This is a genomic window from Mesorhizobium sp. M0621 (assembly GCF_040320745.1).
Lineage (GTDB): Bacteria > Pseudomonadota > Alphaproteobacteria > Rhizobiales > Rhizobiaceae > Mesorhizobium.
Window position 1 is genome coordinate 148721 of record NZ_JAMYQF010000007.1, and the last position, 25944, is coordinate 174664.

Annotated in this window: 22 protein-coding genes and 1 pseudogene; 15 read left to right on the forward strand and 8 right to left on the reverse strand. The window is 63.3% G+C overall.

Annotated features, from left to right (window positions below; all coding sequences use genetic code 11):
- Positions 1-204: 204 nt before the first annotated feature.
- Entirely contained in the window at positions 205-966 is a 762-nt protein-coding gene (locus NKI38_RS07605) for a DeoR/GlpR family DNA-binding transcription regulator (RefSeq protein ID WP_352656100.1), read from the reverse strand.
- Between the two features lie 160 nt (positions 967-1126).
- On the opposite strand from NKI38_RS07605, the gene NKI38_RS07610 reads away from it, so the two are divergent.
- From NKI38_RS07610 to NKI38_RS07665, 12 genes are all read left to right on the forward strand, one after another.
- Entirely contained in the window at positions 1127-1927 is an 801-nt protein-coding gene (locus tag NKI38_RS07610; RefSeq protein ID WP_023756676.1) for a beta/alpha barrel domain-containing protein, read from the forward strand.
- A gap of 3 nt (positions 1928-1930) precedes the next feature.
- Complete coding sequence (locus tag NKI38_RS07615; RefSeq protein ID WP_352656102.1) at positions 1931-2881, forward strand: PfkB family carbohydrate kinase; 951 nt, start codon at positions 1931-1933, stop codon at positions 2879-2881.
- Between the two features lie 88 nt (positions 2882-2969).
- Positions 2970-4115: an ABC transporter ATP-binding protein gene (locus tag NKI38_RS07620; protein WP_352656104.1), complete on the forward strand. Its 1146-nt coding sequence runs from the start codon at positions 2970-2972 to the stop codon at positions 4113-4115.
- 110 nt (positions 4116-4225) lie between these two features.
- Positions 4226-5473: an ABC transporter substrate-binding protein gene (locus tag NKI38_RS07625; protein WP_352631413.1), complete on the forward strand. Its 1248-nt coding sequence runs from the start codon at positions 4226-4228 to the stop codon at positions 5471-5473.
- 135 nt (positions 5474-5608) lie between these two features.
- On the forward strand, positions 5609-6505 hold the full coding sequence (locus NKI38_RS07630) for a carbohydrate ABC transporter permease (RefSeq protein WP_352656106.1): 897 nt from the start codon (positions 5609-5611) through the stop codon (positions 6503-6505).
- Between the two features lie 5 nt (positions 6506-6510).
- Complete coding sequence (locus NKI38_RS07635; RefSeq protein ID WP_352656108.1) at positions 6511-7353, forward strand: carbohydrate ABC transporter permease; 843 nt, start codon at positions 6511-6513, stop codon at positions 7351-7353.
- Positions 7354-7551: 198 nt separating this feature from the next.
- Positions 7552-8373, forward strand: a complete 822-nt coding sequence (locus NKI38_RS07640; protein WP_352656110.1) for a sugar phosphate isomerase/epimerase family protein — start codon at positions 7552-7554, stop codon at positions 8371-8373.
- 11 nt (positions 8374-8384) lie between these two features.
- Positions 8385-9461, forward strand: coding sequence for a Gfo/Idh/MocA family protein (locus NKI38_RS07645; RefSeq protein ID WP_352656112.1), 1077 nt, complete (start codon positions 8385-8387; stop codon positions 9459-9461).
- Positions 9461-10279: a sugar phosphate isomerase/epimerase family protein gene (locus NKI38_RS07650; RefSeq protein ID WP_352656114.1), complete on the forward strand. Its 819-nt coding sequence runs from the start codon at positions 9461-9463 to the stop codon at positions 10277-10279. Before NKI38_RS07645 ends, NKI38_RS07650 begins: the two co-directional genes overlap by 1 nt.
- Positions 10279-11112, forward strand: coding sequence for an alpha/beta fold hydrolase (locus NKI38_RS07655; RefSeq protein WP_352656115.1), 834 nt, complete (start codon positions 10279-10281; stop codon positions 11110-11112). Before NKI38_RS07650 ends, NKI38_RS07655 begins: the two co-directional genes overlap by 1 nt.
- The gene (locus NKI38_RS07660) at positions 11109-11831 is read left to right on the forward strand and encodes a ribulose-phosphate 3-epimerase (protein WP_352656117.1); all 723 of its coding nucleotides are present in this window, start codon (positions 11109-11111) and stop codon (positions 11829-11831) included. The genes NKI38_RS07655 and NKI38_RS07660 overlap by 4 nt, the downstream gene beginning before the upstream one ends.
- Positions 11828-12850 (forward strand): ROK family protein, encoded by a 1023-nt coding sequence (locus tag NKI38_RS07665; RefSeq protein WP_352656119.1) that lies wholly within the window; start codon positions 11828-11830, stop codon positions 12848-12850. The genes NKI38_RS07660 and NKI38_RS07665 overlap by 4 nt, the downstream gene beginning before the upstream one ends.
- Before the next feature lie 74 nt (positions 12851-12924).
- Here the strand turns inward: NKI38_RS07665 and NKI38_RS07670 are convergent, their stop codons facing one another.
- Positions 12925-14253: a dicarboxylate/amino acid:cation symporter gene (locus tag NKI38_RS07670; RefSeq protein WP_352656121.1), complete on the reverse strand. Its 1329-nt coding sequence runs from the start codon at positions 14251-14253 to the stop codon at positions 12925-12927.
- Between the two features lie 171 nt (positions 14254-14424).
- Here NKI38_RS07670 and NKI38_RS07675 point away from each other — a divergent pair, with 171 nt between their 5' ends.
- Genes NKI38_RS07675 through NKI38_RS07685 form a run of 3 tightly spaced genes read left to right on the forward strand, consistent with a single transcriptional unit; the run spans position 14425 to position 18211 of the window.
- Positions 14425-16401: a sensor histidine kinase gene (locus tag NKI38_RS07675; RefSeq protein WP_352656153.1), complete on the forward strand. Its 1977-nt coding sequence runs from the start codon at positions 14425-14427 to the stop codon at positions 16399-16401.
- Positions 16398-17789, forward strand: a complete 1392-nt coding sequence (locus NKI38_RS07680; RefSeq protein WP_352656123.1) for a sigma-54-dependent transcriptional regulator — start codon at positions 16398-16400, stop codon at positions 17787-17789. Before NKI38_RS07675 ends, NKI38_RS07680 begins: the two co-directional genes overlap by 4 nt.
- A complete protein-coding gene (locus NKI38_RS07685; RefSeq protein WP_352656125.1) occupies positions 17786-18211 on the forward strand; it encodes a GNAT family N-acetyltransferase in 426 nt (141 codons plus the stop codon). The genes NKI38_RS07680 and NKI38_RS07685 overlap by 4 nt, the downstream gene beginning before the upstream one ends.
- Here the strand turns inward: NKI38_RS07685 and NKI38_RS07690 are convergent, their stop codons facing one another.
- The 6 genes and pseudogenes from NKI38_RS07690 to NKI38_RS07715 form a co-directional block, all read right to left on the reverse strand.
- A complete protein-coding gene (locus NKI38_RS07690) occupies positions 18212-19327 on the reverse strand; it encodes an anhydro-N-acetylmuramic acid kinase (protein ID WP_352656127.1) in 1116 nt (371 codons plus the stop codon).
- Positions 19327-20313, reverse strand: a pseudogene (locus NKI38_RS07695) (serine hydrolase domain-containing protein); the annotation flags it as partial. The pseudogene NKI38_RS07695 and the gene NKI38_RS07690, both read right to left, overlap by 1 nt.
- Before the next feature lie 245 nt (positions 20314-20558).
- On the reverse strand, positions 20559-22307 hold the full coding sequence (locus NKI38_RS07700) for an ABC transporter ATP-binding protein (RefSeq protein ID WP_352656129.1): 1749 nt from the start codon (positions 22305-22307) through the stop codon (positions 20559-20561).
- Complete coding sequence (locus NKI38_RS07705) at positions 22304-23143, reverse strand: ABC transporter permease (protein ID WP_352656131.1); 840 nt, start codon at positions 23141-23143, stop codon at positions 22304-22306. The genes NKI38_RS07700 and NKI38_RS07705 overlap by 4 nt, the downstream gene beginning before the upstream one ends.
- Complete coding sequence (locus NKI38_RS07710) at positions 23143-24102, reverse strand: ABC transporter permease (RefSeq protein WP_352656133.1); 960 nt, start codon at positions 24100-24102, stop codon at positions 23143-23145. The genes NKI38_RS07705 and NKI38_RS07710 overlap by 1 nt, the downstream gene beginning before the upstream one ends.
- A 113-nt stretch (positions 24103-24215) precedes the next feature.
- A complete protein-coding gene (locus tag NKI38_RS07715; RefSeq protein ID WP_352656135.1) occupies positions 24216-25733 on the reverse strand; it encodes an ABC transporter substrate-binding protein in 1518 nt (505 codons plus the stop codon).
- Positions 25734-25944: the final 211 nt, after the last annotated feature.

The window sequence follows — 25944 nt, forward strand, 5'->3', positions numbered from 1 at the left end:
GCCTTCGACGGGGCTATACAACATTTTAAATATTGACGCGCGTAAAATTTTTATACAACATGCGAAAACGCTGGCGCGATATTTCGGGAGGCTGCCGGCCCTAGGAGGAGAAAATGACAGACATGAAAAAACGGCCGACCGCCGATGCGAATCCCGTGGGGTATGAGCGCGTTGGTTCTGTCACGGCCAGGGACGGCGACGGGGTCAGGCATAGATCACCTTGGCCCCGGTCCTATCAAGCTGGCTGCGTATCGGGTCGGACAGGCCATCGTCGGTGATCACCACATCGACGCTCGACAGTGAAAAGGCCTTGGAGGTCCCGCTGACGCCCCATTTGCTCGAATCCGCAAGGAGGACAACGCGCCGGGCCATGCGCACGAGGTTTCGCTTCGTTCGCGCCATGTCTTCGTTCACGTCGACCACATCCAGTGACGAGTCAATCGCATGCGCTCCAACAAGGACCTGATGCGCTACCAAGCCGCCGAGAGCCGTGTCGGCATCGGTGATCAGCGTGCTCACCGTGTCCGGATAGACCCGGCCGCCGATCATATGAACGTCGAGCCCGGGCCGATGCATCAGATGCTGCACGATATTCATCGCCGTGGCCGCGACCACGACATTGCTGAGCGGCGGTAACAGCATGGCAACCTGCATCAATGTCGAGCCGCCGTCGAAGATGACCGATTGGTTGTCCTCGAACAGTTCTATCGCTGCCCGGGCGATGCGTTTCTTTGCATCGAGGTTCGTTTGCATCCGCCGGGCGAATGCGGCCGTGGTCGAATCCGTGGTCCGGGTCACTGCGCCTCCACGGGTCTTGGTCAGCAGTCCCTTGCGGTCCAGTATCTCGAGGTCGGAGCGCACCGTGACTTCCGACACGCCAAAATCGTCTGACAGGTCTTTGATGCGAACCTGTCCGCTGCGTTGCACTTCACCCAGGATCGATTGGCGTCTCTGCTCTGACAACATTGCCTGTCCTTGCCTCCATGCGCCAAGCGATCGCCCTGGCCTCGGTTCACTCTACCAAAAATACGCGAATTCGAAAGCTTTCGAAAGATTGCATTTGTCCTTTCTTTCGCAAACACTGGTCTAGGATTTTGAAACCAATCGATTGGAGAGTTTTGGACTCATGAGCCTCGGAACCAAGGTGCGCCTGGCGCGCCTCTTCTCACATCCATCGGGGAATCTTTTTGGCGGCGCGGTCGACCACTTTGTCGGCTATGGCGACGTGCGCAAAGGAGGTCTTGCCGACCTGCCGGGCGCGCTTGCACGCGTCATGGTAGGCAAGCCCGACTACGTCAGCATCCAGCCTGGCACCGCGCGCCATCTGTGGCCGCAATACGCGGGCAAGGCTTCCCTTGTGATCCAGGCCGGCTGCTTCACCCCAGACGATCGCATCAGTGAACTGATCGCAACGCCCGAGGATGCGGTGCGCGCTGGCGCCGATGCGTTGGCCGTGGCCATTCCGGTGCGCGGCGCGACCGAGGGCAAATACATACGCTGGCTCACCGATTCGGTGAATGCGGCGGCCCGTTACGGCATGCCGGTGGTGGCGCATATCTACCCTCGCGATTTCACCGACGGGGCAAAAATCGTCTTCACCCCCGACGAGATCGCCTATGCGGCGCGCATCGGCTACGAGTCCGGCGTCGACGTGATCAAGATCGGTTACACGGGCGATTTCGAGTCGTTTCGAGAGACCGTTCGGACCTGTCCGGTGCCGGTTGTGATCGCCGGTGGTCCGAAGACCGACACGCTGCTCGGCGCCCTTCAGCAGACGGCGGACGCCATCCGTGCCGGCGCGCGCGGTGCCGTGGTGGGCCGCAATCTCTGGGGACATGGCGATCCGGAAAAGGCAGCGATTGCCTTTCGGGGCGTCATCCACGATGGCCTTTCGGCGCAAGACGCCTTGGCGAAGGCGGGTGCCTGAACGATGCCCACCGTCCCTTCAATCCTCGGCTTCGGAGCTATTGCGATCGACGACATCATCTATGTCGATCAGCCGTTGTCGGCGGGCAAGGGGAAGGTTTTGCAAAGTGCCCGAGCTTTCGGAGGAAATGTCGCGACGGCACTTGCCGCCGTCGCGCGGCTCGGCGGAACCGCCGGCTTCGTCGGATGGCTGGGCAGTGCCGCCGACGACGCCGTGTTGTGCGATCTCGTTGCGAGCGGCGTTGAAACCGCGTTCGCGCCGCGCCACCCGCACGCGCGCCCGGTGCGCTCGCGGATCACCGTCGGTTCGGATGGGGAGCGGTTCATCGCGTATGACGACGAAGCGATGCTCGGCACCGCGCCGGACTTTCCGGACGAGGTTCTCAGCCGCGCGACCGTCCTGATCGTCGACAGTTACGGGATCGGCTCGCTGGATGTCGTGGCTCGGGCTCGCGATCTCGGCCTTGCAATCCTCGGCGATGTCGAATGGAGCCGCGGCCCAGCCACCGAGAGACTGATCGGGCTCTGCGACCATCTCATTCTTCCGCTCGGCTTTGCGCGGACCGCCACGGGCCGCCAGTCGCCTGCCGAGATACTCGACGCATTGTGGTTGCCGTCGCGGTCCGCCGTGGTTCTGACGGATGGCGGCAGGGGCGTCTTCTTTCGCGGACGCGACGAGACAGGGCTCTGGCACCTGCCTCCGCACCGGGTTGCCGTCGTCGACTCGACCGGCGCCGGTGACTGCTTTCACGGCGCCTATGCCCTTGCATTGACGCGCGGGGCCGACACCGCAGGCCGGGTCGCATTCGCGGCCGCGGCGGCGGCCCTTTCGATAACGGGGCGGGGCGGGCGCGAGGCGCTTCCGACCAACGACCAGGTCACGGAAGTTCTGGCGTCGACGAACGCGCCGTCGGCAGTCGAACTGAAATATGGGCGGCTCGATACCGGAACATAGCCCGAACTATCCGAGGAATATTTCGCAGGTGAACATAAGCCGAGGAAAATCATAAAAATCAGTGGCTTAGACTTGTGGAGGGAGGAATATGGCAGAAGTCATTCTTGAGAATATCTGCAAGACATACGGGAACAATTTTCACGCAATCGACCAATTGAACCTGTCGGTCAAGGACGGCGAGTTTTTGATTCTCGTCGGGCCGTCCGGCTGTGGCAAATCCACCGCGTTGCGGATGATCGCGGGATTGGAGGACGTCACCAGCGGCGGCCTTCGGATCGGCGGAGTCGACGTTGTCGACATGCCGCCCAAGGACCGCGACATCGCGATGGTCTTCCAGAGCTACGCCCTCTACCCGCATATGACGGTGTTCGAAAACATCGGCTTTTCGATGCGGCTGGCAGGCAAGCCGAAGGCCGAGCGCAAAAAGCGCGTGGACGAGATCGCCAAAACCCTTCAATTGACGTCTCTGCTGGACAGCAAACCCGCGAACCTTTCAGGCGGACAGCGTCAAAGGGTTGCGATGGGCCGCGCCATGGTGCGCGAGCCGGCAGCTTTTCTCATGGACGAACCTCTTTCCAATCTGGACGCGAAACTGCGCGTTCAAATGCGCGCCGAAATCACCAGTCTGCAAAAGCAGCTCGGCGTAACGACCATATATGTGACCCACGACCAAACCGAAGCCATGACGATGGGCGACCGGGTCGCGGTGTTGAAAGGCGGCGTGCTGCAGCAGGTCGACACACCCAAGAGGCTCTATGAATCGCCGGTGAACGCCTTCGTTGCCGGCTTCATCGGGTCTCCTTCAATGAACCTTTTCGAGGCGATCCTGACGGGCGACGAACTGATGTCTGGTGCCTTAGCCATCCGGCTGCAGGATGCAGCCTTCGTGCGCAGGCCGGACCTGAGGTCGTATGCAGGGCGCAAGGTCGTATTCGGGATACGACCGGAGGATCTCTATGACAGCAGCCTCGAATCCGGCCGCAAGTATCAGACGATACCGGCAAAGGTGACCTCGATCGAAGAACTCGGATCCGAACATATCGTCCATCTCAACATCGACGCGGTCCGGGTGGACTCCGGCGATCCTGACGCGGTGCAGGATTTCGGCCTGGCGTCGAATGCGGTGGCGAAATTCGAACCGGTCAGCACAGTCCGCTCCGGCTCGGAAATCAGGTTGGCCCTGGATGACGCCAAGCTCCATTTCTTCGATCCCGAGACGCATCTGGCGATCTGAATATTCGCGACAAGACCCGCGGGCGAGGGCGAGGCGCCTGCATAAGAAGACTTCTGAATAACCAGACGATCGGCCGCATTGTGCGGTCGAATATAAAGAAGGAGGAGAAAATGACGTTTCGTATAAAACCCGCGATGCTGAAAATAGCCGCGGCCGCATGGTTGCTTGGCGCAACCGGCGCCATGGCGGATACGGCGCTGGAATTCACCCAATGGTGGGAGCCCGAATTGCCGGCTGGCTCGCTCAGGGCAATCATGGATGACTTCGAGGCCGCAAACCCCGGAATCAAGGTGACGCTGGTCAGCGGCCCCTACGCGACCACGCGAGACCAGATCTCGGTTGGGGCTGCAACCGGAACGCTCAGCGACGTCGTCGGTCTCGACGGTGCCTGGGTGAACAATCTGAATGCGCAGAACGCACTCGCCGACATGAATCCGATGATGGATGCGAGCGGTTTCGACAAGAGCCAGGTCGCGGACATCATCAAGGTGGACGGCAAGGCGGTGATGTTTCCCGTGGCTTCCTTCGTCTATCCGGTCTTCGTGAATTTGGACCTCGCCGCCCAGGCAGGCGTGACCAAACTGCCGTCGACCCGGGCGGAGTTTCTCGAAGCCGCCAAGAAGATGACGCACGCCGACAAGAACCAGTATGGCTGGGTGCTGCCCCTGTCGCTGCAAACGCCATCCGGCGTCCAGAACGACATGATGTCATGGGTTTGGGCTTCGGGTCAGTCGATGATGGCGAACGGCAAGCCAGGCCTTGAGGGCAAACCGGTGGTGGATATGCTCACCTTCGTCAAATCACTCAACGACGCCGGCACCATCTCGCCCGGCATCGCCACCAAGACCGAGCAGGAAAAGGTCGAGGAGTTCGTCAACGACCGCGTCGGGATGATGATCGACTCGCTCGCGCATGTGAACCTCATCCGCAAGCGCAATCCCAAGCTGAACTTCGACCTCATCCCGGTCCCGGTCGTGGAAAACTATACCGGCAAGCGCGGCCTTCCCTATGCCTCCTGGGGCATCGGCATTTCTGCTGCCTCGAAACATCAGGAAGAGGCCTGGAAACTCGTCCAATATCTGATGAGTGAAAAGGTGAACGCCAAGCTCGTGTCGCTTGCAAACGCCTTCCCGGGCAACGTCAACGCCAAGCCCGATTTCGTGACCTCGGACAAGGCTTTCGGCAAGGCTTTTGAAATCTTCAAGACCGGTTATCTCGCCAATGAGTTCACGGGCCTGCCGGTGGCTGAAGACCTGATGACTCAGTTCGACGTGCAAGCCCAGAAGATGCTCGCCGGCGAGCAGTCTCCGGAACAGGCCGCGGCCACCGCTCAGAAGGGCTGGATGGCGAAATTCTGATCGGCCTGTTCCCGGTTGCTATCTTCGACCGGGTGGCCTGACTTCGGCTGGCCCCCCGGCAACAACGGATCGGCAATTTGAGATGGACCTGTTCGAAGCTTACCTTCTCTTGAAGGCGTATCCCAAGGTTGGCACATGACCCGGCAAAAGCGCTCCCACCACAAGCTGAAACGAGCGGTCGCACCCTACCTCTATCTGTCGCCCTCGCTGCTCATAATCGGGCTTCTGATGCTGCTGCCGATGGTGACGGTGATTGCCTACTCGTTCCAGAACAGCGCGGTGCTGCGTCGCGACCCATCCTTTGCCGGACTGAAACACTATCAGGCGATCTTCGACGATCCCGTATTCTGGGCTTCGCTGTGGCACACGCTCTACTTCACATGCATGAGTGTCATTTTCCACATGACCATCGGCATGATCTTCGCGCTCATGCTGAACAGCGACCGCATCAATCCGACGCTGCGCAATATTCTGCGCGTGCTCTACATACTGCCCTGGCTGTTCACCGCGGTGATTATCGCCGTGATCTGGCGCCTACTGCTCGAGCCGAACGGTGTCGTGAATAGCATTCTCATGCAAATCGGCGTCATCGGTTCCAAGGTCGAATGGTTTTCCTCGCCTGAGACCGCGCTGCACGCCGTCACCTTCGCCAATATCTGGGCGGGCTATCCACTCTTCATGGTCAGCCTGCTCGCGGGTTTGCAGGGCATTCCCAAGGATTTCTACGAGGCCGCCGATATCGACGGGGCGAAGGCCTACCAGAAGCTGATCTTCATCACCATCCCGATGCTCATGCCGATCATCATCAGCATCTCGCTGCTCGACTTCATCTGGACCATGCAGGTCTTCCCGTTAATCTGGATAACGACGGGCGGTGGCCCGATCTACTCGACCGAGGTTCTCAGCACCTACACGTACAAGCTGGCGTTTTCGAGCTACAACCTGTCGCAGGCTTCGGCGAGCGCTGTGGTCATCTTGTTGATCTCTCTCGGCCTGACGCTGTTCTATATTCGCTATCAAAAGGCTCGGTAGTCACCATGAGGAAAAGGCATACGCCGAAAGACAGGCTGATCACCGTCGCGCTCCATGTAGCGCTTGCAGCGGGGCTCTTTTTCGCGGCATTCCCGATCTACTGGATGCTGAGCAGTTCGTTCAAATCGAATACCGAAATCTTTGCCCTGCCACCAACCATCCTGCCAAAGGCCTTCACGCTGGAAGCGTATGCAGCCATCCTTGGCGACCCGGTAAAGCTGCGCTTCTTCTTCAACAGCTATTTCGTGGCGGGAACGGTGACCGTGCTGACGGTGCTGATCGCCTTGCTGGCGGCCTACGGGTTCAGCCGCTTCAACTTCCGCGGCAAGGGCAGCCTGAACACACTCATCATCAGCACGCAGACGATTCCGCCGATCACACTTTTGATCCCCTTCTTCGGGCTTGTCGTCTCATACGGTATCTTCGATACCTACATCGCACTGATCCTGACTTACCTGGTGTTTACACTGCCATACGCGATCCTGCTGATGACGGGATATCTGAACACCTTGCCCCGCGATCTCGATGAAGCCGTGGCTGTCGATGGCGGCACCAGTTGGACAGCGCTTTGGCGGGTGATCGTCCCGATTTCACTGCCTGGTATCGTGGCGACGTCGGTCTACACCTTCCTGTTGTGCTGGAACGAATTTCTCTTTGCGCTGACGCTGACGAAGTCGACGTCAATGCGCACCGTCCCGATCGGCATCCAGCTGTTGATGGGGCAACACGCCTTCGAATGGAACCAGATGATGGCGATGAGCGTGCTCGGCTCGCTGCCGCTTTTGCTGATCTACCTCGTTGCCCAGAGGTACTTCCTCGCCGGCATGACCGCGGGCTCGGTCAAGTAGGATGTCCATCCCAACCGAAGGAGCAGGCCCCCGCGTATCGCAATCGATGATTGGGCCCTGTCTGCTGGCAGGCATCGCCGCGGCCGCGGCCGTCGTCACCGTTCCGCCGATCGTGCTCGTGCCGCTCTTTCCGCGCCACATCATCGAACGGCTGACGCAGGGCGCATCAAGGAATAGGCGGTATCAAGGAATGAATGGATGAACGTGAAAGACCTCAAAGTCGGCTGCCAGACCTTCACCTGGGAAATGCTTGGCAAGGGCTGGAGCGGCGGCCCCGACGATCTGTTGAAGGCGATCGCCGATGGCGGCTATGCCGGCATCGAGATCACCGACACCATGATCGGCCGCTATGCCGACAAGCCGTCGCAATTCGCTGCCGCGCTCAAATCCTCCGGCCTGATACTGGTTTCCTTCGCCTTCGGCTCGAACAGCGGTTTCACGCTCAAGGATCAGATCGGCGCCGACCTCGACACCGCCAAACGCTGGATCGACTTCGCCGCTGCGTTCCCCGGCGCCCTGATCTCGATGGGCTCGGCGACCGTAGTGTCTGAAGGGCCGCGCGACGAAAAGTTCGGTGTCGCGGCCGAGGTCTACAACAAAGCCGGCGAGCTTGGGCGCAAGGCCGGTGTGGATGTCGCGGTGCATCCAAGCTCGCACCACAACACGCTGCTGTTCGACCGCGCCGACTACGACACGATCTTTGCCTTGCTCGACCCCGACCTGGTCGGCTGGGTGCCGGATACCGGCCATATCCTGCGCGGCCACAAGGACATGTCCGACACGCTGCGCACCTACCGCGACCGCATCCGCTACATCCACCTCAAGGACGTCGACGCCAACGGCACCTGGGCCATGCTCGGCAAGGGCGTCTGCGACACGCCTAAAGTCATCGAGATCGCCGGCACCGCGCCACGCTTTACCGGCTGGCTGGTGCTCGAGGAAGAATCCGACACGGCCGCCGCCGACCCCGCCGGCGCGGTGAAGACCAACCGCCAGACAATGCGCTCCTACGGCGCCTGAAGAACGAGACGATGATCAAGAAACAGGACAGACGCCTCAGAGTCGGCGTGCTCGGCTGCGGCCCCATCGCGCAGTTCGCGCATCTGGAATCCTGCGTCAAGGCGGGCAATGCCGACCTCTACGCCATTTGCGACGCGGCACCCGATCTGCTTGCCCGTATGGGCGCCACCTACGAACCGCAAAAGATTTACGCCGACTATGACGCGATGCTCGCCGATCCGGAGCTCGAGGCGGTGATCGTCGCCACCTCGGACGCCTATCACGTGCCGATGTCGATCAAGGCGCTCGACGCCGGCAAGCATGTTCTGTGCGAAAAGCCGATCGGCACCTCAGTCGAGGAAGGCGAAGCACTCGCCGAGGCCGTCAGGCGTTCGGGCAAGGTCCTGCAGGTCGGGCACATGAAGCGCTTTGATCCGGCGCTGGAGGCCGCGCGCGATTTTGTCCGCGACGAGATCGGCGAGGTGCTGGCGCTGAAAGCCTGGTACTGCGATTCCACCCATCGCTACACCAACACCGATGCCGTGCAGCCGCTGCCCGTCACCAGCAAGCTGGCGAAGAAGCCGGCGGGAAATCCCAAGGCCGATCTGCGGCAGTATTTCATGCTGGCGCATGGCTCGCATCTCGTCGATACCGCGCGTTTCCTGTGCGGTGATATCGTCGCCGTACGCGCCCGGCTCAATGAGAAATTCGGCGCCTATTGCTGGTTCGTCGAGACCGAGTTCGCCAGCGGCGCGCTTGGCCATCTCGACCTCACCGTCGCCGTCCGCATGGACTGGCACGAAGGCTTTCAGCTCTATGGCGAGAACGGCTCCGTCATCGCCAGGACATTCAACCCCTGGTACTTCCGTGCCAGCGAGGTGGAGATATTTCATGAGAAGACCGCCACGGCCCACAAGCCGCTCGGCGCCGATGGCCATTTCTTCCGCCGCCAGTTGGAAGGTCTTGCGCAAACCGTGCTGGAAGGCACGCCGATGCGCGGCGCCAATGTCGAGGACGGCATCGCCTCGATCCGCGCCATGGTCGCTATCGCGCGTTCGGTTGTATCAGGCGAGCGGGTCGAACTCGCCTCGGTTTCGGGGGCGGTCTGATGCGTCTCGGCATCTTCGCCAAGACCTTTCCCGGTGCCGAGCCGGCTGCGGTGCTCGCAGCCGTTCGGCAAGCGGGCTATGAGACGACGCAGTTCAATCTCGCCTGCGCCGGCCTGCCGTCGATGCCAGATGCGATGCCGGCGGATGCCGTTGCAGCCATCCGCACTGCGGCGCAATCTAGCGGTGTTTCACTCGCCGCACTTTCGGGCACCTACAATATGGCGCATCCCGACAAGGCAGTGCGCGACGATGGCCTTCGGCGTCTCGCCGTCGTCATCGAAGGTGCTGCAGCCCTGGACATCCCGCTGGTCACGCTCTGCACCGGCTCGCGCAACACCGCCGATCAATGGGCGTATCATCCCGACAATGGCCAGCCGGCCGTCTGGTCCGACATGGCCACCGAGATGGCGAAGGCGCTGGCGCTGGCCGAAGCGGCCGGCGTCGATCTCGGCATCGAGCCCGAACAGGCCAACATCGTCACCTCGGCCAAGGACGCGACCAGCCTGATCGCCGAGATGGGATCGAAGCATCTGAAGATCGTGCTTGACCCGGCAAACCTGTTCGAACACGCGACGCCCGACGAGGCGCGTGCTATTGTCGCCGCAGCGATCGATGAGGCCGCCGGCCACATCGCCATGGCGCATGCCAAGGACCGCCATGGTGACGGCCGCTTTGCCACATCAGGGCAGGGCATCGTCGATTTCCCAGATTTCGTTGGGCGGCTGAAAGCGGCGGGCTTCGGTGGATCGCTTGTCACCCACGGACTGTCCGCCGACGAAGCCCCCGGCGTCGCTGCCTTTCTGCGAGGGCTCCTCTGATGGACGCCGCGCCGACGATCCTGCTGCGTGACGGCGCGGCGCTTCGTGTCTTCGACATGGGGCAGGGCAGGCTTCCCGTCGTCTTCCAGCATGGCCTCGGCGGCGATGCAGCGCAGGCGGCGCAGAATTTTCCCGACGGCCCGCAATACCACCGGCTGACCGTCGAATGCCGCGCGCAGGGTGGCTCCGGCGCCGGCACGACACGGCCTTTTTCGATCGCGATGTTCGCCGATGACGTGCTGGCCGCTGCCGATGCGGCTGGTATCGACCATTTCGTCGCCGGCGGCGTCTCGATGGGGGCGGCGATTGCCTTGCAGCTTGCCACCCGGCACCCGGACCGCGTCCTGGGCTTGGTGCTTGTGCGCCCGGCCTGCGCTTTCGAAGCGGCGCCGCAAAACATGCGCGCTTACGTGGAAGTGGCGGAACTCATCCGCAACCGCCCGCTGGATGAAGCGCGCGAAGCCTTCGCGGCCTCGGCGACAGCGGCCCGCTTTCGCACCGAAGCGCCGGACAATCTCGCCTCCTTGCTTGGCTTCTTCGCGCGCGAAAACGCGACAGTTTTCGCCGAGGTGATGCAGGCCATCGCAGGGGACGGGCCCGGCGTCACGCGGGCAGCGGCCGGTGGCCTCGCAATCCCCACGCTCGTCATTGGCAGCGGCATCGATCTCGTCCATCCGCTGGCGACCGCCCGCAGCCTTGCCAAAACCATCCCCAATGCCGCCTTTGCAGAGGTGGCGGCGAAAGGCACCGACAAGGATCGCCATTTCGCCGAGATCCGAACCGCCATCGGCAGCTTCCTCAAAGATCGTTTCAACAACCAGGACCAATCATGATCTCGAAACCTCTTTCCGGCCCTGCCGCCATCGCCGCATTGCCGCGCGATCGCATGATCGCCGAATTCTCGCTGTGGTCCGCTGATCTCGCTAATTTCGAGAGCGATCTCAGGCGTATCGAGCCCTATGTCGATCTTCATCACATCGATGTGGCGGATGGGCATTTCGCCCCGTCCTTCCTGTTCTTCCCCGATCTCGTCGCCCGCATCGCCAGGCTGACGGCCAAGCCCATCCATGTCCATCTGATGGTCGACGAAGCAATCGTCGAGGCTCAGACGCGCCAATTCATCGAGGCCGGCGCCGACATGATCAGCGTCCATGCCGAGAATGGGGAAGTGGGGTTGCGCGCCGTCCGGCTGGCACGCGAACTCGGCGCCGAAGCGGGCGTCGTGCTCAGGCTGGAGACGCCGGTCGAGACGGTGACGCCTTTCGTCTCCGAGGTCGCTTTCGTCACGCTTCTCGGGACGGCGATCGGCGTCAAGGGGCAGAGCCTGTCGGACAAGGCCTGCGACAGGCTGGGCGACGCCCGCGCCATCCTCAAGCAGGCCGGCCGCGAGGCAGACGTGGTTCTGGCGGCCGATGGCGGCATCCGCCATGAGACCGTGCCATTGCTGCGTGCCGCCGGCGCCGAAACCGTGGTTCTCGGTTCGCTGGCCTTTGGCGACAAGGACCTCGCCGGTCGCATCGGCTGGCTCCATGGCTTGAAGGTCGCGGCATGACGATACAAGCCGCCCTTGCGATCGATCTTGGCGGGACGGAGCTTCGTGCCGCCCTGGTCGACCGCGACGGCAAGATCCTGGCATTCGCGGCGGTGCCGACGCAGGCGCAGGCTGGCCCCGACGTGGTGATCGGCCAGATCGAGGCGCTGGCGGCGACCGTCCATGCCGAGGCACCGGCACTCTCGATTGTCGGCGTTGGCGTCGGTGCGCCGGGGCCGCTCGATCCGCTGGCCGGCATCGCCGTCGGCCCGCCGACACTCGCCGGCTGGCTGGACGTGCCGCTTGCCGACATCCTCGAACGGCGGCTCGGCCTGCCGGTGCGGCTGGAGAACGACGCCAATGCCGCGGCACTCGGCGAATGGCGTTTCGGCGCCGGCCATGGCGCGCGCTCGCTGGTCTTCGTCACGGTTTCCACCGGCATCGGTGGCGGTGTCGTCGTTGACGGGCGCATCCTGCATGGCCGCCGCGGCCTCGCCGCCGAGATCGGCCATATGACCATCACCAATGAAGGCGAGCGTTGCATGTGCGGTGTCGTCGGCTGCTTCGAGGCCATCGCTTCGGGAACAGCACTTGGCCGCCGCGCCACTGCCGCGACGGCCGCCGGCGACGGCTCGACTTTGCGGCGCCTGTCTGCGGACAAGGAGGTGACCGGCCGCCATGTCGTCGAGGCGGCACGGCTGCGGGACGGTCTTGCCTCGGCCTTGCTGGACGAGGAAGCCCGCTGGCTGGGCGTCGGCTTCACCAACCTCTTGCATCTCTATTCGCCCGATGTGCTGGTCGTCGGCGGTGGCATTGCCAATGGGCTCGACCTGATGCTGCCGACCATCGAGGCGACCATCAGGCAGCGGGCCATGCGCGCCTATCGCGACGTGCCGGTCGTTCAGGCCCAGCTCGGCCGCCATGCTGGGCTGGTTGGCGCTGCCAGCCTCGTCCTGTTCGATGATGTGGGCACGATTGCCGCCCGCATGCCTGTTGGCCCAAGCACATTTCCGGACACGAGGAGGGACTTCAACGGCTGAGCTCAAGCTGCGCGGCGTGCGTAACGGCCGGAGGCAGCATGCCTCCGGCCGTTGTTGGTATCAGACCGCACGGATTACTCGGCCGGAACGACATCCGCCGGCAGGCTGTCGTCGGCCGTGCCCGCCAGGGCCCTCGCCAGCTTGGCTTCGTCGAGTTCGCCTTCCCAGCGTGCCACCACCAGCGTGGCGACGGCATTGCCGACGAAGTTGGTCAGCGCCCGGCACTCCGACATGAAGCGATCGACGCCGAGGATCAGCGCCATGCCGGCGACCGGCACCGCCGGAACCACCGACAGCGTGGCGGCAAGGGTGATGAAGCCCGCCCCGGTGATGCCCGCGGCACCCTTGGACGAGAGCATGGCAACCAGCAGCAGCAGGATCTGGTCGCCGATCGAAAGGTGGATGTTGGTCGCCTGCGCGATGAACAGCGCGGCCAGCGTCATGTAGATGTTGGTGCCGTCGAGATTGAAGGAATAGCCGGTCGGGATGACCAATCCGACCACCGAGCGCTTGGCACCGGCCTTCTCCATCTTTTCCATCAGCGAGGGCAGGGCTGCCTCCGACGACGAGGTGCCCAGCACCAGCAGCAGCTCTTCCTTGATGTAGCGGATCAAGGACAGGATGGAGAAGCCATTGTAGCGGCAGACCGCACCCAGCACGATAAAGACGAACAGAAATGACGTCACGTAGAAAGTGCCGACCAGCATGGCGAGGTTGATGACCGCGCCGATGCCGTATTTGCCGATGGTGAAGGCCATGGCGCCGAAGGCACCGATCGGGGCTGCCTTCATCAGCACGCTGACCAGCTTGAAGATCGGCGTCGTCAGTGCCTGCAGGAAATTGAGCACGGGCGTGCCCTTGTCGCCGACCAGCGCCAGCGCAATGCCGAACAGCACCGAGAAGAATAGCACCTGCAGGATGTCGCCGTCGGCGAAGGCACCGACGATCGTCGTCGGGATGATGTTCATCAGGAAGCCGGTGACCGACTGGTCGTGCGCCTTGGCGGCATAGGTGTTGACGGTCGAGACGTCGAGCGTCGCCGGGTCGATGTTGAAGCCGGCGCCCGGCTGCACGACATTGGCGACGACAAGGCCGATGATCAGCGCCAGCGTCGAGAAGGTGAGGAAATAGAGCATCGCCTTGCCGGCGACACGCCCGACCTTCTGCAGGTCGCTCATGCCGGCAATGCCCGTCGTCACGGTCAGGAAGATGACCGGGGCGATGATCATCTTGACCAGCTTGATGAAGGCGTCGCCGAGCGGCTTCATGCTCTCGCCGACGGACGGATAGAAATGGCCGAGCAGGATGCCGACGGTGATCGCGACGAGCACCTGCACGTAGAGTTGGGCATAGAAAGGCTTGCGCTGCGCGGAAGACGCGCCTGATTGGTCTGCGATGTGCATCGAACTCTCCCTGCCGGATGGGGCGGAAATGCACCGCCCTGCGTGACTTCTCCCATCGCGGCGCTCCGGTCGCACGCCGCTAGCCAAGACTTTTGCAAGCGCTGTGCCAGTTCGCGGAAAGGCCGGAATCCCATATTTCCGCCTTTGTCAGAGGCCATGGGGGCAATGCCTGTGCGGATTTCCGCACAGGCAGCGTTTGCCCGGGCGGATTTTCGCATTACACTGGCCGCAAGGCTGCGAGCAAAAGGGAGAGGGCAGACGCTGCAAGCAGGCACCGATAGCGAATCCCAAGGGTTTGCCGGCCGTGAGTTGCTGCGCGAGGCAGTGGCCCGGCTGCGCAATGGCCGCTGGCTCGTCGTGGTCGTCGCCCTTGCCGTCCTGGCCGGCGCGATCGTCATCGCCGGGCGCATTGCCGCCGGCCAGGCGGCCGACAATTTACGCGACACAGCACTTGCCGCTTTGCCACTGGCGGCGGGAACGCTGACCGGCGAAATCGAAAAGCAGCGCCTGGTTCCACTGGTGCTGGCCCGCGACGATGCGGTGCGCGGCGCTCTGCGCCGAGCCGGAAAAATGCAAGAAAAGGCCCTCAACGACAAGCTCAAGTCGATCGCCGGCGATGCCTCGGCGTCAGCCATCTATGTCATCGATACGGCAGGCATCGCCATATCAGGGAGCAATGCCGGCGAACCGGCGAGCTTTGTCGGCATCGACTACAATTTTCGTCACTATTTCCAGGAGGCCATGGCGAAGGGAGCCGCCAGCCAATATGGCCTCGGCACGATCAGCGGCAAGCCAGGCCTCTACCTGGCCAGCCGGGTCGACGATGGCGGCAAGCCGCTTGGCGTCGCGGTGTTGAAGGTCGAGCTCGACGGCGTCGAAGCCAATTGGCGCTCCAGCGGCTTTCTCGTTTTCGTCACCGATGAGCGCGGCGTGGTGCTTGCCACCAGCCAGCCCGACTGGCGGTTTCGTGCGTTGGCGCCGCTCTCCGCCGAAGATGCCGCTGCTGCCCACGAGCAGCTACAGTTGGCCGATGCCGGCTTCGAGCCGCTGCCGCTACGGCGCGGCGCCGGTGACGGCCTGGCGACGATCGACAGCGCCGGAAAGTCGCGCCAGTTCGTCGAAGTGGTGCAGGATCTGCCTGGCGCGGTTCCCGGCTGGCGTCTCTGGCTGCTGACGCCTGCCGACGCTGCTCTCTCCTCCGCCGCCAACACGGCGCGCCTAACCACATTGCTCGGGCTGCTGCTGATGGGCTTGCTAACCTTCGTGCTCACCCGCCGCCGCCGCGCCCGCCGGCTTCGACAAGAAGCACTGGCGCGCATGAATGCCGAACTGGAGAGCCGCGTCAGCACGCGAACGGCCGAGCTGACGCGCTCCAACGCCGCCCTTGCCGGCGAAATCGCCGAGCGCGAGAATGCCGAAGCCAAGGTCCGCCGGCTGCGCGACGATCTCGCTCAGGCCAACCGGCTGTCGATACTCGGACAGATCGCGGCCGGTGTGGCGCATGAGATCAACCAGCCGGTTGCCGCCATCCGCACCTATGCCGAGAATGCCGGCCGCTTTCTCGACAGCGGCAAAACCGAACCGGCCAGCGGCAATCTGACATCGATCGTTTCGATGACCGAACGTATCGGCGCGATCACCAGCACGCTGCGCACCTTCGCTCGCCGGCCGGGCGTCGCCGCCTCGCCACTGCCGGTGCGCGAAGCGATCGACGGCGCGCTGTCGCTGCTGTCCGGCCGCATCCGCGATTCCGGCGTGACCATCGTCAAGCCGCGCGGCAACGCCTCGCCGGTGGTCATGGCCAGCCGCATCCGGCTGGAGCAGATCCTGGTCAATCTGCTGCAGAATGCGCTGGACGCCATGAAGGACCAACCTGATCCCCGCATCGAGATCGAACTCGCCGAGCGCGATGACAGGGTGCTGATTTCGGTGCGCGACAACGGCCCTGGTCTCGGTCCGGAGGCGGCCGGCAATCTGTTCATGCCGTTCCAGACCACCAAGGAGAAGGGGCTTGGCCTCGGGCTGGTGATTTCGCAGGAGATCGCCCAGGAATTGGGCGGCACCCTGCGGCTCGATCCCGGCAGCGCCAGCACCCCCGGCAGCGCCAGTGGCGCCTCCTTCACCATCGACTTGAGGCGGATAGAATGACGGACGGATCAGGGCTGGTGGCACTCGTCGACGACGATGCAGACCTGCTTCACGCCACCACGCAGTTGCTCGAGCTTGCCGGATTCACCGTGGCCGCGCTCGACGCCGCCGAGGCAGCGCTTGGTGTCGTCGACAGGAATTTCGAGGGCGTGGTGGTCAGCGACATCCGCATGCCGGGCATGAATGGTCTGCAGCTGTTCGATCGCATCAAGGCGATCGACCCGGACATACCCGTGATCCTGGTCACCGGGCATGGCGATGTCGATCTCGCCGTGGCCGCGCTCAAGGACGGCGTCTACGATTTCATCCCAAAGCCCTATGCCGGCGATCGCCTTGTCGAGGCGCTGAAGCGGGCAAGTGAGAAGCGGCGGCTGGTGATGGAGAACCGGCGGTTGCGCGAAGCCGCGGCGCAGGCTGCCGACGGTCTGCCGCTGATCGGCGAAGCGCCCGCCATCAGAAGGCTGCGCGAGACCTTGCGCCAGATCGCCGACATGGATGTCGATGTGCTGGTCGAAGGGGAGACCGGAACCGGCAAGGAAGTGGTCGCGGATCTTCTGCACAGATGGGGGCGGCGACGGGCAAAGCCCTTCGTGGCGCTGAATTGCGGCGCGCTGCCTGAGACCGTCATAGAAAGCGAACTGTTCGGTCACGAGGTGGGCGCATTCACCGGGGCGCAACGGCGGCGCATCGGCCGCATCGAGCATTCCAGCGGCGGTACGCTGATCCTCGACGAGATCGAATCCATGCCGCCGGCGCTCCAGGTCAAGCTGCTGCGCGTGCTCGAAACGCGTAGCGTCACGCCGCTTGGCTCGAACGAGACCCGCCGCGTCGACCTCAGGGTTGTCGCGGCAACGAAGGTCGATCTCGGCCGGCCAGACCAGCGCGGCGATTTTCGCGAGGATCTGTATTTTCGCCTCAACGTGGTGACGTTGCGCATACCGCCCCTGCGCGAACGGCGCGGCGACATTCCGATGCTGTTCGGGCATTTCCTCGGCAAGGCTTCGGAGCGCTTCGGCCGGCCTGTCGCCAGGGTGAACGCCGCCGTCAGCGACCATCTCCAGTCGCATGCCTGGCCGGGCAATGTGCGCGAGCTCGCCCATTTTGCCGACCGTGTCGCGCTTGGCCTTGGCCCGGATGATGAGGCGAAAGCCGGTTCTGCGCACTCGCCGGAGCCCGCGGCAGCGTTGCCCGAACGGGTCGGCCAATACGAGGCGCAACTCATCCGCGATGCGTTGCGCGATCACGGCGGCGACGTGCGCAGCGCCATCGACGCGCTCGGCGTGCCGCGCAAGACTTTTTACGACAAGCTCAAGCGCTACGGCATTGCCGCCTCCGAATTTCGCAATGGCGGCGATCAGGACGCGCACCCTGTTCGGGGATCGATATGAAGACGACATTTGAGACGACGGCAAATCCTTTGCCGGAAGACCTCACTTTTCTCGGCGAACGCCTAGCGGCGTTCAACGACGGCGATGTCGGCGTTTCCGAGCGAAAAGCCCTGGCGGTGTTCGTGCGCGATGAGGACGGCGCGCTCGTCGCCGGCATTTCGGGTTACACCGCCTGGGGCTGGCTTTACGTGCAATGGCTGTGGGTCGATGAAAGGCTGCGCGGCCAGCACATGGCCGGCACAATGCTGGACGCGGCCGAACAGGAAGCTGTTGCGCGCGGCTGCAACAATGCCTGGATTGATACCTTCAATCCAAACGCCGCCAAGGTCTATCAGCGCCAGGGTTATCAGCCCTTCGGCACGCTGGCCGATTTCCCTGTCGGCCGCAGCCGTATCTTCCTGCAGAAGAAACTGGTTGCCTGATCAGCCGGCCAGCCGCCCGCCGCGCATCGGCTGCGGCGCGCCGGTGGTGCTTGGAAAACTGATCGGCAGGCCGCGCAGCACGCGAACCGCGAGGAAGGCAAAGCATTCCGCCTCCACGGCATCGCCGCTCCAGCCGAGAGTTTCAGCCTGCACCACCTCGACATCGGCACGGCTGGCGAGCATTGCCATCATCGTCGGGTTGTGACGGCCGCCGCCGCTGACGACCAGTTTCTTCGGCCGGCGCGGCAAAAGGTCGAGCGCCTTGCCGACGGCGGCAGCGGTGAAGGCGGTGAGCAGCGCCGCACCATCCTCGGCGCCCAGGCCGTCCGCCATCGCGGCGCCGAAATCGAAACGGTCCAGCGATTTGGGGTAGGCTTTGGTCAGATAGGGGTGCTGCAACAGCTTGGCGAGCCTTGCCTCATCGACCGTTCCCGCCCGGCCAAGTGCGCCATCGCGGTCCATTTCGCCGAGCCCTTTCGATTTGATGAAATCGTTGAGCGGCGCGTTGGCCGGTCCAGTGTCGAAGGCAACGACATTGTCGGCGCCGTCCCACCAGGTGATGTTGGCGACGCCGCCGAGATTGAGCACCGCCACCTCGCCACTGGCGCCAGCGCTGCGCATCAGCGCGGTGTGATAGGCAGCGGCCAATGGTGCGCCTTGCCCGCCGGCGCGCATGTCGGCCGAGCGGAAATCGTAGGCGACTTTGGTGCCCAACAGGGCGTGCATCAGTTCGCCATCGCCGAGCTGCCTTGTCTGGCCAAGCCGTCCGATCTGCGGCGCGCGATGCAGCACGGTTTGGCCGTGAAAACCGACGACGCCGATATCGGCCATCGTCATGCCATAGCTCTCGACCAATTCCCTGACCGCCGCCGACTGGGCACGCGTCAGGGCCTCCTCCGCCTTGCGAAAAATCGCCGGCTCCGGCCCGACAAAATTCCAGGCCCGTGCCTCCGTTAGCGTCTCTTCCAGCAGGGCGCGGATCGACGGGGGATAGGGCATCAGCCGATAGGTGCCGAAATCGTCGATCCGCTCACCATCGGTCTTGATCAGCGCGACGTCGATGTTGCCGTCCAGCACGGTGCCGGTCATCAGGCCGACGGCCCAGATTGGTTCCATTATTGAGCTCCATTGACGAGATCGCCGACCGCCTGCCGAAGCGAACCGATTCCACTGTCGAAATGACGTGTCGGATGGATCCGGTTGGTGAGCAAGGTCCAAGCCTTGCCTCCGTCGAAGTCGATCCACAGTCCGGTACCGGTAAAGCCGGTGTGGCCAATGGTGCCCGGGCTACACAAGGCCCCGCCGGACCAGCCCGCATAGGGGCGCTCCCAGCCATGGGTGCGGGTAACGGACAAGAGCGTGCGCATCAGCGCGATCGAACGTTCGGAGGCGCCCGTCAGCAGCCCTTGCGCGAAATCGAGCACCGAGGCTGCCGTTCCAAACAGGCCGGCGTGACCTGCGCCTTGCAGCGCCGAGCAATTGTCGTCGTGCACCTCGCCGGACAGCACGCGATGGCGCCAGGTGCAGTCCTCGGTCGCCGCGGCGACATTGGGCTCCGTTGACCAAGCAAAGCCCGGACCGGGCTCGATGTCGCGGATCGTCTTTCCCGACAGCCGCTCAAGCGCGAAACCGAGCAGGATGAAGTTGATGTCGGAATAGACCGGATCGCGGGCCCGCCATTCGCGCTGCAGGACGAAGGCGCGCAGCAGGTCGGGATCGCGTCCGTAAGTGTAGATCGGCTCGACCGCCGGAAAGGGCGTCTGGTGGCCGAGGCACTGCCGGAACGTCACCTTCCGCTCCCAGGCCTCCGCATCATACTGGCGAAGATCGGGCAGGACCGAGATCAACGGCGCATCGAGATCGATGACGCCGCCTTCCGCCAGCGCCAGGATGCGCGGCGTGGTGAAGATGACCTTGGTTAGCGATGCCAGGTCGAACCAAGTGTTGTCCTGCATGGGGCGGGGCTTTGGCACGAGCTGCGCGGACCCGATCGATCGGATGATGCGTTCGCCATTTTTGTTGACAATGCCGAGCACGCCACCGGGAATGCGCTTGGCGGAAACCGCTGCTGCGAGGGGCTGGAAGGCGCGATTGAAGAGCTCGGGGGAGGTCGTTCAATGCCGGCCTCCGTCCGAGAGGCCGCGATCCGTCACACCCCCCTCTGTCCTGCCGGACATCTCCCCCGCAAGGGGGGAGATTGGCAGCGTTGATGTTCCGCCAACTTTCCAATGTTGGAGATTGGCGAAAGCCGTGGCGACATCCAATCTCCCCCCTTGCGGGGGAGATGTCCGGCAGGGCAGAGGGGGGTGCTGTCCCGCCGACCTCGCGTATTCCAGGGTGCCACCCATCACACCTCCACCCTCACCATATGATCGCTGCCAAACTGCTCCCACCTCGCCGGCGCCGGCTCGAACCCCTGCGGGCGGACCAGCGAGGGGACCTGGCGCGTGTCGATCTCGAAATGCTCGTGGCGGCGGTCGATGGTCGGGACGGCGGCGATGAGCTTCTTCGTGTAGGAATGCTTCGGCTTCGACAGCACCGAACTCGCATCGCCGATCTCGACGATCTGGCCGGCATAGATGACAGCGATGCGGTGGGCGATGCGTTCGACGACCGCCATGTCGTGCGAGATGAACAGATAGGCCAGCCCAAACTCGCGCTGCAAGTCGACCAGCAGCTCCAGCACCTTGGCCTGCACCGAGACGTCGAGGGCAGACACTGCTTCATCGAGGACGACCACGGAAGGGTTGAGCATCAGCGCCCGGGCGATGCACAGCCTTTGCCGTTGGCCGCCGGAGAATTCATGGGGGTAGCGCTCCAGGCTGTTCTTGGGCAAGCCAACGCGTTCGAGCAGGCTCGTCATTCTCGTGCGGATCTTGGCGTCCACCCGGCCGCCGGTTGCGATCACCGGTTCGGCCAGGATGCTCTCGATGCTGAGCCTCGGGTTGAGCGAGGCGTAGGGGTTCTGGAATACCATCTGCACGGGCAGGGCGCTTTGCTGAGCAGAAGCTTTTCTAGCCCCGACCGAGAAGCTGCCGCGCGTCGATCGCACCAACCCCAAGACGGCACGCGCGGTGGTCGATTTGCCAGAACCGCTCTCGCCGACGATGGCCAAAGTTTCGCCTGGCATCAGGTCGAAATCGACGCCATCGACGGCATGCACGGCGCCCGTGGCGCGGCTGAAGAAACTGCTCTTGAGAGGAAACCGCACCACGAGGCCGTCGACCTTCAAGGCCGGCTCGTGGCTCGCGCCCTTGTCGCGCCGTCCGTCCGAACGCGTCGTGCTGCCGTTGGTGAAATGCGGCACATCCCGCAGCAAATGCTGCGTGTAGGGGTGCTGCGCATTGTCGAGGATCTGGTTGAGCTCGCCCTGTTCGACGGCCTGCCCGTTCTGCATCACCATCACCTTGTCGGCGATGCCGGCGACCAGGCCGATGTCATGCGTGATGAAGATCATCGACATACCGGTTTCCCGCTTCAGTTCGGCAAGCAGCGCCATGATCTGTGCCTGCACCGTCACGTCGAGCGCCGTCGTCGGTTCGTCGGCGATGAGCAGGCGCGGATTGCAGGCCAGCGCGATGGCAATCATCACCCGCTGCAGCATGCCGCCAGACAATTGATTGGGCGTGTATTTCAGCCGCCGCGCGGCATCGGGAATGCGCACGCGGTCGAGCGCATCCTTGGCCGCTGCCGTGGCTTGTCTTCCGGTCAGGCCGCGGTGCAGGCGAAAGGATTCCTCGATCTGCCAGCCGATGGTCAGCACCGGGTTGAGCGAGGTCATCGGCTCCTGGAAGATCATGCCGATCTCGGCGCCGCGAATGCCGGTCAGTTGCGGTTCGGTCGCGGTCATCAGGTCGAAAAGGCTGCCGTCGGCGCGTTTCAGTTTCATGGCGCCACCGGTGATGCGGCCGCCGCTGAAATCGATCAGCCGATTGATCGAGAGCGCGGTGACGGATTTGCCCGAGCCGCTTTCGCCGACAATGGCCAGCGTCTCGCCATCGGCCAGATCGAAGCCTATGCCACGCACCACCTCATTGGCTTGCGGATTGCGGCCGAAGCCAACGCGCAGGTCGCGAACGGACAGCAGCGGGATCATGCCGGCGCTCTCCGCATCTTCGGGTCGAGTATATCGCGCAGGGCATCGCCAAGCAGGTTGAAGCCGAGAATGCTGATCATGATCGTCAGCCCCGGAAAAATCATCAGCCAGGGGGCGGTCTCCATCAGATTGCGGCTGTCGCTCAGCATCAGGCCGAGCGAAGCCGCCGGCGGCTGGGTGCCGAGGCCAAGAAAGCTCAGACCGGCTTCGGTCAAAAGCGACCATGCCAGCGCCAGCGTCACCTGCACGGTCAAGGGCGCCACAAGATTGAGCAGCAGATGGCGCATCACGATGTAGCTCGAACTGCTGCCGAAGGTGCGTGCGGCATCGACAAATTCACGCGCCTTGAGCGACAGCGCAGGGCCACGCACCACGCGGGTGAAGATCGGCGTGTAGACGATGCCGATGGCAACGACGCTGGTCCAAGTGCCGGGTCCGGCGACGGTGACGATGAGCAGCGCCAAAAGGATGGCCGGGAAGGCCAGCAGCACATCCATGATCCGCATCACAATACCGTCCCAGCGGCGTCCGAACCAGGCGGCGGCCAGCCCGAGCACGGTGCCGGCCAGAGTGGCGAAGGCCACGGAGAAGAAGGCGACCGTGAACGACTGGCCGATGCCTGCCATCAGCCGGCTGGCCACGTCGCGGCCGAACAGATCGGTGCCCATCCAGTAGGCGCCATTGGGCGCATGCAGCCGGTCGACGCGGAATTGCGTGATGGGATTGTGCGGCGTCAGCCCCAGCATGCCGAGGATGGCGACCGTGACATAGACGCCGACGATGACGCCGCCGATGCGGCCGCTGCCATGCCCGAAGATGGCGCGCAGGATGCGCATCAGGACTCTCCCAGCCGGATGCGCGGATCGAGCCCGACATAGGCGAGATCGACCAGGAGATTGACGATCATGAAGTTCAGGGCGATGAACAGCACGCTGCCCTGCACCAGCGCGTAGTCGCGCTGCTGGATCGCGTCCAGCACCATGCGACCGAGGCCGGGCAGCGCGTAGATCTGCTCGACGATGACGGCACCGCCCAGCAGATAGCCGAATTCGATGCCGCTCAGCGTCACGACCGGGATCAGCGCGTTCGGTAAAGCGTGTCTCCAGATGACGCTGCGCGCCGAGGCGCCCTTGCTGCGGGCGGTGCGCACATAGTCGTCGCTCAACACGTCGAGCATGGCCGAGCGCGATATGCGGGTGATGGAAGCGGCGAAGGCGAAGCCGAGCGTAATGGCCGGCAGGAGCAATTGGCTGAGATTGCGCAGGGGATCCCGCCAGAGCGGCGCGAATTCGCCCATCGCCGGCAGCACGCCGAAGCCGGCCGACAGCGTGTAGATGATCAGCAGGCCAAGCACGAAACTCGGCGTCGACTGGCCGATCATGGCAACGATGCGCACACCCAGATCGGACAGTTTCTCGTTGTGCGTGGCGGCGAAGATCCCGGCAGGCATGCCGGCGGCGAGCGAGATAATCATTGAGAGCACAGCCAGTTCGAGCGTCAGCGGAAAGCGCTCGAGGATGACGTCCAGCACCGGCCTGCCATAGGTGACCGAAATACCGAGATTGCCGTGCAGGATGCCGCCTATCCAGCGCCAGTACTGGATGAACCAGGGCTGGTCGATGCCGAAATAGGCGGCGAGCGAGTCGCGTTGCGCCGGCGTCAGCAAACCGGCTTCGGTGCCCAGCATCGCCGTGATCGAATCGCCCGGCACCATCCGGATCGCCACAAAGACCAGGATGGACACGCCAAGCAGGACGAGAGGAAACGTCGCCAGTCGTCGCATCAGATAGTTCACGCGAAGAAGTCCTCTCGTCTAGAGCATGATGCCGAAAAGTGTGAAGCGGTTTTCTCGGACAAACGGATACCGTTTGTCCAGACATCATGCTCTATCTCTAGAGCCTGCGGCGGCTACTGCTGAATGGTAACCTTGCTCAGGCTGAACAGCGTTCCCGTCGGCATCGGCACGAACCCGGCGATGTTCTTCTGCTGGGCCGTATAGCTGTACGAGGTGTAGAGCCAGATCCAGGGCGACATTTCCGCGAGGTGCTTCTCGAATTCGGCGAAGATCACCTTGCGTTTCGCCGGGTCGGTCTCGGCGCGGCCCTTCTGCATCTGGCTGTCCAGCGTGTCATCGATGTAGTTCGCCACCTTCTGCAGATTGCCCGCCTTGGTCCAGTAGCGGTTGTACATGGTGTAGGGATCGGCGCGGCCACCGTTCAAGGCGATCGCCATATCGAAATCGCCTTTCAGCCAGGCGTCGACATAGACGTTAAGCTCCATCATCTTGATGTCGAGCTTGACGCCGATTTCAGCGAGTTGCGATTGAATGACCTGCGCCTCCGCCGCTGCCGTCGGCGGTTCGCCGGTGGCGCCGATCACCGTCGCCGAAAAGCCGTCGGCATAGCCGGCTTCAGTCATCAGCTTCTTGGCTTTTTCGACGTCGCGCTTGTAGCAGAACAACTGGTTCGGGTCGGTCGCGAGCGCAGGGATTGTCAGCGGTCCGGTTACCTTGCCTTCGCCGAGCGAGGCGATGTCCAGCACCTCCTGCCGGTCGATGGCGCAGGAGATGGCCTGGCGCACCTTGAGTTCGGTCATCGGCTTGCGCGACGGATTGAGCTGCAGCACGTGATAGGCCAGCACCGGCACGCGATTCAGCTGCAGGCTGGGTTCCCTGGGCACCAGCGTGGCGACCAGCGGGTCGTTGAGCAGCGCGAAGTCAATCTGCTTGGTGCGCATGGCGGCCAGGATCGCAGCCTCGTCCGGCAGCACGCTGATCTCGATGCCGTCGACACCGGTCGCGCCGCCGGCCCAGTCCTTGTTGGCGCTCAGGACTTCCTTGGCATTGGGATCCCATTTGTCGAGCTTGAACGGTCCCGAGCCTAAAGCCTTGGTGCCGATCGAGCCGGCCTTGATTTCGCTGGCCGGGACGATGGCCGCGTTGACGTCGCTCATCGCCGTCAGGATAGGCGCATCGGGCTGCGAAAGATGGAACACGACGGTCGCCGCATCCGGCGTATCGATGCTGGCGATCGACAGGAAGTTGGCACGAGCCGCAGCCCCCGTCTTCTCGTCGAGGATGTGTTCGAACGATGCCTTGACGTCGGCCGAGGTCACGGCAGCGCCGTCCTGGAATTTCGCCTTGGGATCGAGCTTGAAGGTCAGCTCCTTGCCGTCCTTGGAGAACGCCCAGGAGGTGGCGATGGCGGGGATGATCTGCAGGCTGGCGTCGACCCGCACCAGCGGCTCATAGATCAGCTCCAGCAGCCGCAGCGACGAAAAGGCCGTCTGCTTGTGCGGATCAAGTCCCGTGGCGTCCTGTGACCAGGCCATGTGCAGCGTTGCCGCGTGGCTCGAAATCGTCGCGATGCCGAGCATCGCGGCCAGCGTGATACCTGAAAGCAGTGTTCTTGTGAGGTGCCTTGCCATTGTCGTCTCCCATTTTGATTCGACTCGATGCCTTGCAGTTTCTGCCGACCGCTTCCAAGACACACATGCTCTGGAGTATCGGCCCAGTCTATGCGGCTTCACGCCGTCTTGTCTAACAGGCTGCTGCAAAAGTCTGATCGTTGCTGATTTCGATATTCTTGGCGGGAGTATTGAGTTGCCCGCGCGATTTCCGGCGGGTTTGCAGCGCTGA

Coding starts and splice junctions, on each gene's coding strand:
- NKI38_RS07680 (WP_352656123.1), top strand. CDS start 16,398: ATGACGGACGGATCAGGGCTGGTGGCACTCGTCGACGACGATGCAGAC.
- NKI38_RS07650 (WP_352656114.1), top strand. CDS start 9,461: ATGCGTCTCGGCATCTTCGCCAAGACCTTTCCCGGTGCCGAGCCGGCT.
- NKI38_RS07715 (WP_352656135.1), bottom strand. CDS start 25,733: ATGGCAAGGCACCTCACAAGAACACTGCTTTCAGGTATCACGCTGGCC.
- NKI38_RS07625 (WP_352631413.1), top strand. CDS start 4,226: ATGACGTTTCGTATAAAACCCGCGATGCTGAAAATAGCCGCGGCCGCA.
- NKI38_RS07605 (WP_352656100.1), bottom strand. CDS start 966: ATGTTGTCAGAGCAGAGACGCCAATCGATCCTGGGTGAAGTGCAACGC.
- NKI38_RS07615 (WP_352656102.1), top strand. CDS start 1,931: ATGCCCACCGTCCCTTCAATCCTCGGCTTCGGAGCTATTGCGATCGAC.
- NKI38_RS07700 (WP_352656129.1), bottom strand. CDS start 22,307: ATGATCCCGCTGCTGTCCGTTCGCGACCTGCGCGTTGGCTTCGGCCGC.
- NKI38_RS07630 (WP_352656106.1), top strand. CDS start 5,609: ATGACCCGGCAAAAGCGCTCCCACCACAAGCTGAAACGAGCGGTCGCA.
- NKI38_RS07705 (WP_352656131.1), bottom strand. CDS start 23,143: ATGCGCATCCTGCGCGCCATCTTCGGGCATGGCAGCGGCCGCATCGGC.
- NKI38_RS07690 (WP_352656127.1), bottom strand. CDS start 19,327: ATGGAACCAATCTGGGCCGTCGGCCTGATGACCGGCACCGTGCTGGAC.
- NKI38_RS07640 (WP_352656110.1), top strand. CDS start 7,552: ATGAACGTGAAAGACCTCAAAGTCGGCTGCCAGACCTTCACCTGGGAA.
- NKI38_RS07670 (WP_352656121.1), bottom strand. CDS start 14,253: ATGCACATCGCAGACCAATCAGGCGCGTCTTCCGCGCAGCGCAAGCCT.
- NKI38_RS07620 (WP_352656104.1), top strand. CDS start 2,970: ATGGCAGAAGTCATTCTTGAGAATATCTGCAAGACATACGGGAACAAT.
- NKI38_RS07610 (WP_023756676.1), top strand. CDS start 1,127: ATGAGCCTCGGAACCAAGGTGCGCCTGGCGCGCCTCTTCTCACATCCA.
- NKI38_RS07645 (WP_352656112.1), top strand. CDS start 8,385: ATGATCAAGAAACAGGACAGACGCCTCAGAGTCGGCGTGCTCGGCTGC.
- NKI38_RS07685 (WP_352656125.1), top strand. CDS start 17,786: ATGAAGACGACATTTGAGACGACGGCAAATCCTTTGCCGGAAGACCTC.
- NKI38_RS07665 (WP_352656119.1), top strand. CDS start 11,828: ATGACGATACAAGCCGCCCTTGCGATCGATCTTGGCGGGACGGAGCTT.
- NKI38_RS07660 (WP_352656117.1), top strand. CDS start 11,109: ATGATCTCGAAACCTCTTTCCGGCCCTGCCGCCATCGCCGCATTGCCG.
- NKI38_RS07635 (WP_352656108.1), top strand. CDS start 6,511: ATGAGGAAAAGGCATACGCCGAAAGACAGGCTGATCACCGTCGCGCTC.
- NKI38_RS07655 (WP_352656115.1), top strand. CDS start 10,279: ATGGACGCCGCGCCGACGATCCTGCTGCGTGACGGCGCGGCGCTTCGT.